The sequence below is a fragment of the Pelomonas sp. SE-A7 genome, assembly GCF_030345705.1.
Lineage (GTDB): Bacteria > Pseudomonadota > Gammaproteobacteria > Burkholderiales > Burkholderiaceae_C > JAUASW01.
Map to the genome: position 1 here is coordinate 2,071,784 of NZ_JAUASW010000001.1, position 13,298 is coordinate 2,085,081.

The window sequence follows — 13,298 nt, forward strand, 5'->3', positions numbered from 1 at the left end:
GGCCAACACGGTTGGCCCGCCCCCTTCTTGCGGTTAGCCTCGGCGCAAACCAAGGAGACATGCAAGATGGACCAGTCTGTGCAGGAGCGCTTGCATCTCGCGCTCGAACTGCAGCGCCGTGCCTACGAGGCCGAACGCATGCCGTCCTACGCGGTGCGCCGCGACCGGCTGCAGCGCCTGCTGGCGATGACGCGCAAGCATGGCGAGGCCCTGGCCACCGCCATGGCCAGGGACTTCGGCCACCGTGCCCGCCAGGAATCGCTGCTGGCCGATGTGTTCACCGTCGAGTCCGGCACCCGCCACGCGATCCGCTGCCTGCGCCGCTGGATGAAGCCGCGCCGCGTGAGCACGCCGCTGCACTTCATGCCCGGCCGCAATGTGCTGATGCGCCAGCCGCTGGGCGTGGTCGGCATAGTCGCGCCCTGGAACTATCCCTATTACCTGGCCATGGAGCCGGCCGTGGCTGCGCTGGCCGCCGGCAACCGGGTGCTGATCAAGCCCTCGGAGCTTTCGCCCGCCACCTCGGAGCTGATGGCCCGCATCGTGGCCGAGTACTTCGCACCGGAAGAGATGCAGGTCATCACCGGCGATGCCGAGGTCGGCAAGGCCTTCACGCAATTGCCGCTGGACCATCTGTTCTTCACCGGCTCCACCGCCGTGGGCCGCCACGTCGCCCAGGCCGCGGCCAGGAACCTCACGCCCTGCACGCTGGAGCTGGGCGGCAAGTCGCCGGCCCTGGTGGACCGCAGCTGCAACCTGGAGCTGACCGCTTCGCGCCTGGCCTTCGGCAAGCTGTTCAATGCCGGCCAGACCTGCGTGGCGCCCGACTACCTGCTGGTGCCACGCGAGCTGGTGGAGCCGCTGACGCAGAAGATCCTGGCCGAAATGCGCCGCATGTACCCGGCCATCGCCGGCAACCCCGACTACTCCAGCATCGCCACACCGCGCCACCATGCGCGCCTGCAGTCGCTGATGGCCGACGCCGCTGCCAAGGGCGCCCGCGTGCTGCGCAGCCATGAAGGCGAGCAGCCGCAGGACCGCCGCATCGTGCCGGCCCTGCTGCTGGACGTCAGCTCCGACATGACGGTGATGCAGGAAGAGATCTTCGGCCCGCTGCTGCCGGTGATCGGCTACGAGCGCGTGGACGATGCCATCGCCCACATCAACCGCGGCGAGCGGCCGCTGGCCCTGTACTGGTTCGGCCAGGACGGCGCGGCGCGCGAGCATGCAATGAGCCAGACCCATGCCGGCGGCGTGACCATCAACGACTGCCTGTGGCATCTGGGCCAGGAGGAACAGCCCTTCGGCGGCGTCGGCGCCAGCGGCATGGGCTCGTACCACGGCGAATGGGGATTCCGCACCTTCAGCAAGGAGAAGCCCATCTTCTTGCAGTCGCGCTTCGCCGGGACCAAGCTGTTCCAGCCGCCCTATGGCGCGACCTTCGAGCGCCTGCTGGGTCTGTTGAAGAGGATTGCCTGATGCAGCGACGTGGATTGCTGAAACTGGGCCTGGGCGCGGCCGTGGTGCTGGGCCTTGCCGGCACCGGCGCGGCCCTGCTGCTCAAGCCCGGCCTGGTCGATGGCGGCCGCAAGCTGAGCCCCGCCGGCCGTGCCGTCTTCGCGGCCGTGGCCCGCGCGGTGTTCGACGGGGGCCTGATGAAGGCCGAGGACACGGCCCGGCTCAACGCCTTCCTGGACCGGGTCGATGCCAGCATCGCCGGCCTGCCTGACGCGGTGCGGGCCGAGCTGTCGCAGCTGCTGAGCCTGCTTGACACCTCGGCCGGCCGCTATGCGCTGATCGGCCTCAAGACCGACTGGGCCAAGGCCTCGACCGCCGAACTGGCCGAGGTGCTGGAGGCGCTGCGCCTGTCCGGCAGCCAGACCCGCCAGCAGGTCTATCACGCGCTGCGCGACCTCAGCAGCGTCGCCTTCTTCACCGACCCGGCGAACTGGAGCCTGGCCGGCTATCCCGGACCGCGAGAGATTCCATGAACGACCCGATCAAAGAAGGCCTGGCCCGAGGCTGGAAAGTCCACGGCCCCGGCCAGCGCGCCCTGCCCGAGCTGGTCGACTGCGATGTCGCCATCATCGGCAGCGGTGCCGGCGCCGGCATCACGGCCGAGCTGCTGACGCGGGCCGGGCTCAAGACCGTCATCATCGAGGAAGGCCCGCTGCGCTCCAGCAGCGACTTCAAGCCGCAGCGCGAAGACATTGCCTATGCCTCGCTGTACCAGGAGGCCGCCGGCCGCAAGACCCTGGACCAGGCGATGAACATCCTGCAGGGCCGCTGCGTGGGCGGCTCCACCACGGTCAACTGGACCGGCTCCTTCCGCACGCCCAAGGATGCGCTGGAGGTCTGGGCCGCCAAGTTCGGCCTGAGCGACTTCACCGAGTCGCGCATGGCGCCCTGGTTCGAGCAGGTGGAGCGCCGGCTCAGCATCGCGCCCTGGCAGACCGACCCGAACGAGAACAATGCCGTGCTCAAGCGCGGCGCCGACAAGCTGGGCATTCCCAGCTTCGTGATCGCGCGCAACGTCAAGGGCTGCTGGAACCTGGGCTCCTGCGGCATGGGCTGCCCGACCAATGCCAAGCAGTCCATGCTGGTGACCACCATCCCGGCGGCGCTGGACCGCGGCGCCACGCTGCTGGTTCAGACCCGCGCCGACAAGCTCCTGATCAACAGAGAAGGCAAGGTCGAGGCCCTGGTCTGCACACCGGTGGAACTGGACGGCAAGGCCGCAGGCCCCGAGCTGCGCGTGCGCGCGCGGCACTACGTCGTGGCCGGTGGCGCGATCAATTCACCGGCCCTGCTGCTGCGCTCGCAGGCGCCCGATCCGCATGGCCTGCTGGGCAAGCGCACCTTCCTGCATCCGACCGTGGCCAACAGCGCCCTGCTGCCGGACAAGGTCGAGGGCTGGGCCGGTGCGCCGCTGTCCATCTTCAGCGACCACTACCTGCACCAGGGGCCGGTGGACGGGCCCATGGGCTTCAAGCTGGAAGCGGCGCCCGTGCATCCGGGCTTCGCCGCCACCAACCTGGGCGGCTTCGGTCCGGCGCTGGCCGACAGGGTCAGGCAGTTCCCCAACACCCAGGTGATGATCGCCCTGCTGCGCGACGGCTTCCACGAGCAGTCCGCCGGCGGCCAGGTCAAGCTGCGCGGCGACGGCACGCCGCAACTGGACTACGCGCTCAACGACTACCTGTTCGACGGCGTGCGGCGGGCCTACCTGGCCATGGCCGAGATCCAGTTCGCCGCCGGCGCGCAGAGCGTGCGGCCGGTCCATGAGCAAGCGGCCGACTACAAGAGCCTGGCTGAGGCCAAGGCCGGCATCGCCAGGCTGGACCTGCGGCCCTTCGTCACCACGGTGGGCAGCGCCCATGTGATGGGCGGCTGCACCATGGCGGCCGACGCCGGCCGCGGCGTGGTGCGGCCCGACGGCCAGCACTGGCAGCTGGCCAATCTCTCGGTGCACGACGGCTCGCTGTTCCCCACCAGCATTGGCGCGAATCCCCAGCTCTCGGTCTACGGCCTGGCCAATCGCCTGAGCCAGGGCCTGGTGGAGCGCCTGGGCGGCACGCCGGAAGCCCTGGCTTGAAGAGCCCTCGCCGCGTCTCAGGCCTTGGGATACAGGATCATCTGCGTGCAGCGGAACAGGGCCAGGGTCTTGCCGCTTTCGCGGTGCGTGACCTTGGCATCCCAGACCTGGGTGGTGCGGCCCAGGTGCACGGCCGTGGCCGTGCACTCCACCGTGCCCTCGCGGGCCGTGCCCATGAAGTTGGACTTCAGTTCGATGGTGGTGAAGCTCTGCGCGCCTTCGGGCAGATTGGCCATCACGCCATAGCCCGAGGCCGTGTCGGCCAGGGTCACCACCGAGCCGGCATGCAGAAAGCCGTTCGGCGCCATCAGCTCCTTGCGCACCGCCATCTCGGCCTGGATCTCGCCGGGCGCCACGGCCTTGACCCGGATGCCCAGGTGGCCGGGCAGGTTCTCGGCGCCGAACTGGTTGAAATGCTGGGGATCAGGCATGGCGGGCACTCCTGTTTGGACTTGCATTGATTGTGCTCGGCCTGCGATGCAGTGCAGTCCGCCAGGCGACATCAGGTCGCGCGGCAGTCGCCCGTAACTACCCGAATCCCCGCCACGGCAACAGGCCCCTAGGATTGCGCCTGATTCAAGCCGCCAGTTCACCTATGACCATTCGCTCCAATGCCCGCTGGCTACTCGTCGGCCTTGCCCTGTGCGCGCGGCTTGCGCAATCCGAGCCGGCAAGACCCGACCCCGAACAGTTCGCGCGGCCGGCCTTGATTCAGAACATCGCGCTGTCGCCTGACGGCCAACGTTACGCCTTTCTCGCTCACCGCGAAGGCCGGGACATCCTCGCCTTGCGCAGCGTCAAGGGTGACCGGACGGCTCGCAGCCTGCTGACGAACGGTGGACAGCATTTCAGCTTCAGCTGGATTCGCTGGGTCAGCCCCGACTTGCTGCTTGCTGCGCTCGACGTGATGCCTGGAGGCCGGCCACGCATCTTGATGGAAATACCGCTGGATGGCAGTGCGCCACGCGAGCTGGTCTCAAACAATCGATTCACCGCTGCCGAATTCGCGCCGGGCAGCACCTTCCGCCTGCTGGCCACCCAGCCCGGCAAGCCGGCACGCGTACTGGTCGCCCTGACCGGTGCTGACTCCAACCAGGGCGAGGCGGTCTACGAGATCGATGTCGAATCTGGCGAACACCGTCTGGTGCACGAGGCCCAACCTCGCCAGCGTGGTCTGGTCCTCGATATGCAGCGGCGCACGCGAGTCGCGCGGAGCATGGGCCAGAACTGGGACGAGATCCTGATCGATTCGCTGGATGGCCGAGGTCTGCGCCTGGGTTGGCGATTGGGCCGAGAACTCGACGGCGCCGTTCCCTTGGGTTTTGGCGCCAACCCGAACCTGCTCTATGTCAGCGCCCGACACCTTGCCGGCCGAGCCGTCTTCACGGTCGACTTGCGAGAGCCGACGCTCAAACTCAGGTTGCTGGCCGAGCCAGCCGACCCGATCGACTGGTTGATCGACATTTCCGATGTTCGCAACAACCAGCTGGTCGGGGTCTTCCCCGGGAGCAAGCAGCACCCCATCTACTGGGCACCCGAATTCCGGGACATTGCCAAGCTGCTTTCCAAGGCACTACCGAACCACCTGCCTGGCTCCTTGCAACTCAGCGACGATGGCCTGCGCTACCTGGTCCCGAGCAGCGAGCCAGGGCAGCCAGTTCAGTACCTTATCGGAGATCTTGAGCACGGCCAACTGAGCCTGTTGGAAGACTCGCGACCGGATGTCCAGGACTCGATGCTCTCGCCGATCCGGCTCGTCCGATTGCCGCTGCGGGGCGGCAAGACGGTGGATGCGACCGTGACGCTGCCCAGGGGCAAGGCCGGCGAGCCCCTGCCCACGGTCATCATCAGCCGCCTGGTGGGCGAAGCATCCATGGGCTATCACGCGATTTCGCAGATGATCGCCAGCCGAGGCTGGGCCGTGTTGACGCTACCCGGCCGGGTCGGAAGCGTCATGGACTGGGAGCAATTCGAAGCGACCGTCACGGCCTGGTGGTCGACCGGGTACGAGGATTTGGTCGATGCCGCGGCGTGGCTCAAGTCCTCGGGGCTCAGTCAGCCGGGCCGCATCTGCCTGCTGGGTCAGGACGAAGGCAGTCATGCCGTGTTGATGGCCGCCGCGCATGCACCGGAGCAGTTTGCCTGCCTGATTGCCCGGGAGCCGCTCGCCGACCTGACGGAAGCCGGCAAGCGCTTGCAGGGGCTGCCCTTCTACCAGTTGTTCGTGGGATATCGAGAAGGCTCGTTCGTGTGGGATGGCAACCTCTTGCGGCAACTGTCTGCCGTGCGGCTGGCCAGCAACATCAGGGTCCCCACACTGCTGACCGACTATGTCGACGCCCAGGGGCGCCCAGACGAGGTGACGCGCAGGCTTATCGACGCGCTCACCCGCGCGGGCCGCGCGCCCCAGCTACGGGCGCTCAATTCGGGGGGCATGGCCCCCGAGACGCCCCAGCACTTGCGTTGGCAACGCGCGAATGAACACTACTTTGCGGCGATTGCGGAGTTCCTGGACGCGCGCCTCGCTGCTCATCCCGCCGCACCGACGCCTGCAGCGCCTCGCTGAAATGGCGCGATCGGATCGACAGAGATAATCCGCCCATGTCCCTAGCCGACTTCGCCGGCCTGTTCCTGTCCTTCCTGGCGCGCCTGATCACCGGTGCACAAGGCCATTGGAAGGGCTGCCCGCCCACCGCCGAGCAGCGCATCTATTTCGCCAACCACCAGAGCCACTTCGACTGGGTGCTGATCTGGGCTGCGCTGCCGCGCGAGCTGCGCGCCCAGACCCGGCCGATCGCCGCCCGCGACTACTGGACCGCCAGCCCGTTCAAGACCTGGCTGACCCGTGACGTGTTCAACGCGATCTACGTCAGCCGCAGCCGCGCCACGCCGGACGAGGATCCGCTGGAGCCCCTGGTCGAGGCGCTGTCGCATGGCGATTCGCTGGTGATCTTTCCCGAGGGCACGCGCTCCAACAAGGGCGACCCGCAGGCCTTCAAGGCCGGGCTCTTTCACCTGGCCGAGCAGTTCCCCGACGTGAAGCTGATTCCGACCTGGATAGACAACGTCCAGCGCGTGATGCCCAAGGGCGAGGTCGTGCCGGTGCCTATCCTGTGCACCGTCACCTTCGGCGAGCCCCTGCAGATTGAGCCCGGCGAGGACAAGCGGGCCTTTCTGGAGCGGGCGCGTGAAGCGGTGATGGCCCAGCGGCCAGTGCAGGAGCGGGCCGCATGAACTTTTGGCGCACGCTCCGCACGCTGACGGCCAGCGAGCAGGTTGCCCTGCTCTTCGTGATGCTGTTCGGCGCACTGGTACTGATCAGCATCGGCGGCTTCCTGTATTCGCTGCGCGACCCCGAGAAGCGCAGCCCCGCCGCCGAAGGCAATTGGCGCCAGTTCCAGCGCGACCTGAATGCGGTCTGGTTCGGTTCCTGTTTGTTCTGGCTGGCCTGGATCTCGGGCCCCATAGGCGCCACGCTGCTGTTCGGTGCCTTCTCCTTCCTGGCGCTGCGCGAGTTCATCACGCTGATGCACACCCGCCGGGCCGACCACCGCAGCCTGATCCTGGCCTTCTTCATCCTGCTGCCGCTGCAGTACGCGCTGGTGGCCACGCGGCACTTCGACATCACCACGGTGCTGATTCCGGTCTACGGCTTCCTGGCCACCCCGGTGGTCAGCGCCTTTGCCGACGACCCCGGCCGCTTCCTGGAGCGCAACGCCAAGATCCAGTGGGGCATCATGGTCTGCGTCTACGGCCTTTCGCACGGCCCGGCCCTGATGCTGCTGGACTTCCGCGGCTACGAGGGCCGCGGGCCCTTCCTGCTGTTCTTCATGGTGATGGTGGTGGGCGTGGGCCAGATCGTGCAGGAGGCCGCCTCGCGCGCGCTGCGCCGCCGGCCGGTGGCCCGGCGCATCAGCCGCAGCTTCTCGCTGCGTGCGCTCTGGCTGGGCCAGCTAGCCGCCGCGCTGACCGGCACCCTGCTCTACTGGATCACGCCCTTCAAGGCCGGCCAGGCCCTGGTGATGGCCCTGATCGCCTCGCTGGCCGGCGCGCTGGGCGGCCTGGTGATGAAGGCGCTGAAGAAGGATTTCGGCGTGGTCTACTGGGGCAACCGCAGCTCCATCACCGGCGCCATCGGCCTGCTGGACCGGATCGCCGTGCTCTGCTTCGCGGCGCCGGTGTTCTTCCATTCCGTCCGCTGGTACTTCAAAGCGAATTTGTGATGCGTATTCTCGGCATCGATCCGGGTCTGCAGACAACGGGGTTTGGCGTGATCGACGCCGACGGCCCGCGGCTGTCCTACGTGGCCAGCGGGACGATCAAGACCAGCGCCGCCGACCTGGGCGATCTCCCGGGCCGGCTGAAGATCATCTTCGACGGCGTGCGCGAGGTGGTCTCGCGCTACCAGCCGCAATGCGCCGCGGTGGAGATCGTCTTCGTCAATGTCAACCCGCAATCGACGCTGCTGCTGGGCCAGGCCCGCGGCGCGGCGCTGACCGGCCTGGTGGCCTGCGACCTGCCGGTGTCCGAATACACGGCCCTGCAGATGAAGAAGGCCGTGGTCGGCCATGGCCATGCCAAGAAGGAGCAGATCCAGATGATGGTCCAGCGCCTGCTGAACCTGCCGGGCCTGCCGGGCAAGGACGCGGCCGACGCGCTGGGCCTGGCCATCATGCATGCCCATGCGCGCGTCAGCTTCGAGGCCATGGGCAAGGCGACCACGCTGCAGCGCCGCCAGCACGCGCATTTCCGCGGCGGTCGCACCTACTGACAGGCGCCGGCCGTTGCGCGGCCTGCGCCGTCAGTCGTAAGCTGCCACAACCCGGTCTCGCCGGTGGGAGCCGCAACACCATGCGCCGCGCCTCCATCCTGCTGCTCACTGGCCTGCTGGCCAGCCTGATCGTCGCCTGCGGCGGCGGTGGCGCTGGTTCGGGCTCGCAGCCCGGCAGCCAGCCCCAGGCCGCCGAGCCGGTACTGAGCAATGCCAGCGGCCCCGGCGAACATCGTCGCGCGACCTCGCTGGGTCGGGTCACGATCACCGAATTCCAGGCCGCCCTGGCCGGCAACGCCGGCCGTGCGCCGCCACTGCAGCCACGCTATGCAGTCAGCAGCTGGCGCATCGAGTACCGGACCACGGATGCCGACGGCGTCGAGCTCACGGCCTCGGCCCTGATCGCGCTGCCGGACAAGGCCCTTGGCGCCGCCAGCCCGCTGCTGCTGTACCAGCACGGCACGATATTCCACGACGCGGACGCCCCCAGCAACCATGCGACGGCCGACGAGCCGGCCCTCTTGATGGCTTCATTGGGCTATGTCGTCCTGGCCACCGACTATGTGGGTTATGGAACCTCGAAGGGGGTGGCCCACCCCTATCTGTTGGCCGATCCGGTGGCGGCCTCGGTGGTGGATGCACTGACGGCGAGCCGCTACTGGCTGCAGACCCAGGGGCGGCGCCTGAACGGCCAGCTCTTCCTGACCGGGTATTCCGAAGGCGGCCATGTCACGCTCGCCGCGCAGCGCGCCTTGCAGGTCGCGGGCAAGCAAGCCGGCCTGGTCGCCACGGCCGCGGGAGCCGGGCCCTATGACGTGATGGCCACGCTGGATTGGGCGCTGGACCATCTGCGCGACGAGGAGCCGCTGCTGGCCGCGCTGATCAACCCGGGCTTTCTCAAGCACCTGGGCAGCGGCGTGCGCAAGGAGGTGCGCAAGCAGTTGCTGAAGCAGGCCATCCCGGACGATGCGGACGTGGTGTTCCGCACCGACTTCATCGACCTGTTCCTGGACGACCAGCGCGACGCCATCGTGCAGCGCTGCAACGTGGCCGACTGGCTGCCGCGCGCGCCCATGGCCTTGTTCCATGGCCGCGAGGACCGCACCGTGCCCTTCGTCAACGCCCAGCGGGCGTTCGACGCGATGAAGGCCCGCGGCGCCACGCCGCTGAGCCTCACCGAATGCCAGGCCAGCCCGGCCGACCACCTGCCCTGCGTGCGTCCCTACTGGGAGGACCTGCTGCAGCGCTTCGGTGCTCTGGCGCGGGACTTGTAGCTGGCGCTTCTTCCTCGATTCAGGCCTGGCGGCGACGGCGGGCGACGCCGGCCACGGCCAGGCCACCCAGCACCAGGGCCAGGCTGGCCGGCTCCGGCACCTGGGTGACGGCATAGCTGCCTTCGCCGAAATCGCCGCTGTCTGTCATGTAGGCCACCCAGGCGTAGTCGCTGGAGAAGCCGCCGTTCATGAAGGCGAGCATGGGCGAGAGGCTGCTGTAGGACACGTCGATGCCGATGAAGGCGCCGTCCAGGAAGGTGGCCACAGGCACGTCGTCGGCTTCGGCGCCGGTGTAGGTCTGGCCGAAGATATTCAGCGTCCAGGTGCCCAGGGCCAGGTGGTCATCGCCGAGCTGGGCGACCACGCTGGGGTCATAGCTGTAGGTCGCGCTGAACTTCTCGCCGGCCTGCGGGCCGGTGTCGAACTGGCCCTTCAGCAGGTAGTTGATCGGCGAGGCCTGGGCCACGGCGAAGGCCAGGCCGGCCACCAGGCCGACGGCGATTTGACGGAGGGTCTTGGTGATCATGGTGAGGTACTCCTGGGAAATCAGAACTTGAAGCTGTTGGCCTTGACGTTGGCGCAGGTCACGGCCTTGAGGCTGACCATGGGCCGGGTCTTCAGCGGACCGGCCGCATCGGTGTCCACGCCGATCACGGCGCCGGCCGAGGAATCGGTGCAGGTCACATGGCCGCTGGCCAGCGGGTCGGCGCTGACGACGCCGGCGCTCTGCAGCAGCTTGGTGAACACCAGCAGGTCGGTGCCCGGCTTGAAGTCGGTGATGGTGTCGCCGCCTTCGAGCAGGTTGTTGTAGACGAACTGGTTGCGGCCGCCGTTGCCGGTCAGCGTGTCGGCACCCATGCCGCCTTCGATGACGTCGTCGCCCGCGGTGCCGACGATGGTGTCGCGGCCGCTGGTGCCGGTCAGCGTCTTGACCAGGTTCAGGCCCAGCAGCAGCGGGTCATGGTCGGAGGCGCGGAACATGTTGTCGACGAAGTTGTCGACCGACTTGCCGTCCAGGTTGTAGTCGATCACCTCGGGCTCGTCGGCATTGATGTGCCACGAGGTGGCGCCGACGATCTTGCCGGTCAGCGAGGGCGTGCTCAGGCCATGGTCCAGGCGGCCGGCGAAGCCGTCGAACACATAGGAGTAGTCCTTGGCATCGAACAGGTCGACCTGGTCGACGATGCCGCCGTCCGAGGTCATCGTGATGATGGGCTGCTCCTTGGCATAGGAGTTGAAATCGCCGATCAGGATCACGTTGGGCGTGCCGGCTTCGGACTGCACGGTCGAGACGAAGGCCTTGGTCGCCAGGGCCTGCTGCACGCGGGTGGCGTTGAAGCAGCCCTGCAGGCCATCATCGGCATCGCCGCCGGTGCTGGGGCAGCTGCCGCCCTTGGACTTCATATGGTTGACCATCACCGCGAAGCGCTCGCCGTTCAGGGCCTGGAAGCCCTGGGCGAACGGCGGACGGTTGTGGATGCCGGCCGTGTCGGCGATCGAGCGGCCCTGCAGCGTCAGCTTGCCGGGCTTGTAGATCATGGCCACGCGGATCGCGTCGGTGCCGGTGGTGCCGACCGAGGGCGAGGGCACGGCGGCATAGGTGCCTTGGCCCAGCACGTCGTTCAGGGCGCCGACCAGATTCAGCACGGCGGTGTTGCCGTTGTTCTGGATCTCCATCAGGCCGACCACGTCGGCATTCATCGCGGCCAGGGCCTTGACGATCTTGCTGCGCTGGCGCTGGAACTCGGTGAGGTTGTTGGCACCGCGGCAGGCCACCTGGCAGGTCTGGCCGGTCAGGCCGTCGGCCGTCTGGCCATTGGTGAACGTCGTGAAGAAGTTCAGCACGTTGGCGCTGGCCACGCGCAGATTGCCACCGACGGCCGGCGGGGTCTCCGAGCGCGGGTTGCTGCGCTCGAACTCGGGCGCGGTCAGCGGATGGATCTTGTACATCGCGAAGCCGTCGCTGGTCGAAGCCAGGCCGAAGTCCAGCACGCCGGTGATGTCGCCGGTGGTGTCGCCGGAGCGCACGGTCTTGTCAGCGGCCAGGTAGGGCGTCGGGTTCGGATTGGTGGCCGAGCTGCCGTCGTCCAGCAGGATGGTGCGGGCCAGGTTGTCGGCCAGCAGGTCCTTGGCCGCCTGGTCGTCCCAGCGATGGACGTTGGTCGGGTTCAGCGTGCGGCCGCCGGCGGCCAGGCTCAGCAGGCCATAGCTGCCGAGGTAGGCGTTCTGCGTCACGGTCAGCGGGCCGCGCACGGTGACCAGCATGCCTTCATAGCGCTCCAGACCGCCTTCCGGCTGATTCAGCAGGTCGATCTCGACCGGCTGGATCTGGTAGCCCTCACCCAGGGTCTGGAAGCCGGCCGGGGCGGTCAGCTCGGTCAGCGGACGGCTGGAGCTGTAGGGGTTGGAAGGCGCAGCGGCGTACTCGGCCACCTTGGCGGTCAGCTTCAGGTCCTGGCCCGCGGCAATCGTCGGCAGCAGGCTGGCCGGTGCCACGCTGGTGAAGACGAAGATGCCGTCCGAGGTGGTCGGGTCGTTGTCGCCCAGACGGTCCTGCAGGTAGAAGCCGTTGCTGATGATCTTGGTGACGATGCCACGGGTCGTGACCGTCATGTCCTTCAGCGGGCTGAACTGGCCGGAGCCCTGGATCTCGGGAATCGTGGCCTCGCCCGACACCGAGACCTTGAAGCTGCAGCTCACCGGCAGGTTGTCGGCGTTGTTCCAGCGCAGGCCCAGGGTGTAGGTACCCAGGCCCACGGCGTTGGACATGCTCACTTGCTGCGAGGCCGTGCCGCCGGTGCCAGCAGCCGCGGTGAAGCTGCCCAGGCTGAAGCCGGCAGGCCAGTTGCCTTCTTGCGCCACGCTGTTGACGATGCCGTCCGGGTCAGTCGCCGTGGGTGTGAACAGCGCGGCCGTGCCGCGCGTGGCGACGCCATCCGGGCAGGCGGCCACGATGGGCTGGTTGACCGGCGGCGATCCAGCGCAAACGTTTTTTGCCGAGGCCGCATTGCGCGGCGTCGGAGCCAGCACGTCGAAGTCGCTGGCATTGACGTCGGTGTCCTTGCAACCACCCTGCTGGCGCAGCGCAGCCGTCGTGGTGCCGATCTGGGCCGTCGGGGCGCCTTCGCTGCCGCCGGTCGAAGCCCCGTAGGCCACCATGTCGAGCAGGCCGACGCGGGTGGCGTCGTTCATCGCCGTGGTGCTGGTCACCAGGGCCACCTTGCCGGAGTTGGCGGCCATGGCGATGGTGCCGGTCAGATCCACCGTCGGCAGGGCGGCACCGTTGGCGCCGGTCGCCATGCCGATCAGGTAGTACTGGCCTGGCAGCAGCACGACGCCGGCCGGGATGTTGACCTTGTTGGTCCAGGTGGTGCCGGCGGACGAGGCGTACTGCACCGACCAGCCGCCGATGGTGACGTTGGCGTTGCTGCGGTTGAACAGCTCGACGTAGTCGGCATTGAGCGTGGCGCCGCCGTTGCCGCCGGCCCCGTAGACCTGGCTGATCACGACGTTCGATCCGGCCGCGAAGACCGGTGCGGCCAGACCTGCGGCAATGAGGGAGACGAGGGTTTTCAGTTTCATCATCTGTACGGCTGTGGACTGCGACTTGATCGTCCTCGGACGACCGCCAGCGCCGGACCCGGGCCCGACACGCGAG

At 68.0% G+C, this 13,298-nt stretch carries 11 protein-coding genes; 8 read left to right on the forward strand and 3 right to left on the reverse strand.

What is annotated here, in order from left to right; translation table 11 throughout:
• Window positions 1–27: 27 nt before the first annotated feature.
• The 3 genes from QT382_RS09320 to QT382_RS09330 are packed head-to-tail and all read left to right on the forward strand — an operon-like array spanning window position 28 to window position 3,595.
• Window positions 28–1,479 (forward strand): coniferyl aldehyde dehydrogenase, encoded by a 1,452-nt coding sequence (locus QT382_RS09320; protein ID WP_289253758.1) that lies wholly within the window; start codon window positions 28–30, stop codon window positions 1,477–1,479.
• Window positions 1,479–1,991: a hypothetical protein gene (locus QT382_RS09325; RefSeq protein ID WP_289253759.1), complete on the forward strand. Its 513-nt coding sequence runs from the start codon at window positions 1,479–1,481 to the stop codon at window positions 1,989–1,991. Before QT382_RS09320 ends, QT382_RS09325 begins: the two co-directional genes overlap by 1 nt.
• A complete protein-coding gene (locus QT382_RS09330; RefSeq protein WP_289253760.1) occupies window positions 1,988–3,595 on the forward strand; it encodes a GMC family oxidoreductase in 1,608 nt (535 codons plus the stop codon). The genes QT382_RS09325 and QT382_RS09330 overlap by 4 nt, the downstream gene beginning before the upstream one ends.
• A gap of 17 nt (window positions 3,596–3,612) precedes the next feature.
• Here the strand turns inward: QT382_RS09330 and QT382_RS09335 are convergent, their stop codons facing one another.
• Complete coding sequence (locus tag QT382_RS09335) at window positions 3,613–4,026, reverse strand: PaaI family thioesterase (protein WP_289253761.1); 414 nt, start codon at window positions 4,024–4,026, stop codon at window positions 3,613–3,615.
• Window positions 4,027–4,190: 164 nt separating this feature from the next.
• On the opposite strand from QT382_RS09335, the gene QT382_RS09340 reads away from it, so the two are divergent.
• The 5 genes from QT382_RS09340 to QT382_RS09360 all read left to right on the forward strand — a co-directional run bounded on the left by QT382_RS09340 (window position 4,191) and on the right by QT382_RS09360 (window position 9,640).
• On the forward strand, window positions 4,191–6,161 hold the full coding sequence (locus QT382_RS09340) for a S9 family peptidase (protein WP_289253762.1): 1,971 nt from the start codon (window positions 4,191–4,193) through the stop codon (window positions 6,159–6,161).
• A gap of 35 nt (window positions 6,162–6,196) precedes the next feature.
• The gene (locus QT382_RS09345; RefSeq protein ID WP_289253763.1) at window positions 6,197–6,829 is read left to right on the forward strand and encodes a lysophospholipid acyltransferase family protein; all 633 of its coding nucleotides are present in this window, start codon (window positions 6,197–6,199) and stop codon (window positions 6,827–6,829) included.
• Complete coding sequence (locus QT382_RS09350; RefSeq protein WP_289253764.1) at window positions 6,826–7,818, forward strand: phosphatidate cytidylyltransferase; 993 nt, start codon at window positions 6,826–6,828, stop codon at window positions 7,816–7,818. Before QT382_RS09345 ends, QT382_RS09350 begins: the two co-directional genes overlap by 4 nt.
• Entirely contained in the window at window positions 7,818–8,366 is a 549-nt protein-coding gene (gene ruvC, locus QT382_RS09355; RefSeq protein WP_289253765.1) for a crossover junction endodeoxyribonuclease RuvC, read from the forward strand. The genes QT382_RS09350 and ruvC overlap by 1 nt, the downstream gene beginning before the upstream one ends.
• Before the next feature lie 80 nt (window positions 8,367–8,446).
• Window positions 8,447–9,640 carry an alpha/beta hydrolase family protein gene (locus tag QT382_RS09360; protein ID WP_289253766.1) on the forward strand — a complete coding sequence of 398 codons (1,194 nt, stop codon included), beginning with the start codon at window positions 8,447–8,449 and terminating at the stop codon, window positions 9,638–9,640.
• A gap of 19 nt (window positions 9,641–9,659) precedes the next feature.
• Here the strand turns inward: QT382_RS09360 and QT382_RS09365 are convergent, their stop codons facing one another.
• Window positions 9,660–10,166 (reverse strand): PEP-CTERM sorting domain-containing protein, encoded by a 507-nt coding sequence (locus tag QT382_RS09365; protein ID WP_289253767.1) that lies wholly within the window; start codon window positions 10,164–10,166, stop codon window positions 9,660–9,662.
• Between the two features lie 20 nt (window positions 10,167–10,186).
• Complete coding sequence (locus tag QT382_RS09370; RefSeq protein ID WP_289253768.1) at window positions 10,187–13,222, reverse strand: ExeM/NucH family extracellular endonuclease; 3,036 nt, start codon at window positions 13,220–13,222, stop codon at window positions 10,187–10,189.
• Window positions 13,223–13,298 lie beyond the last annotated feature (76 nt).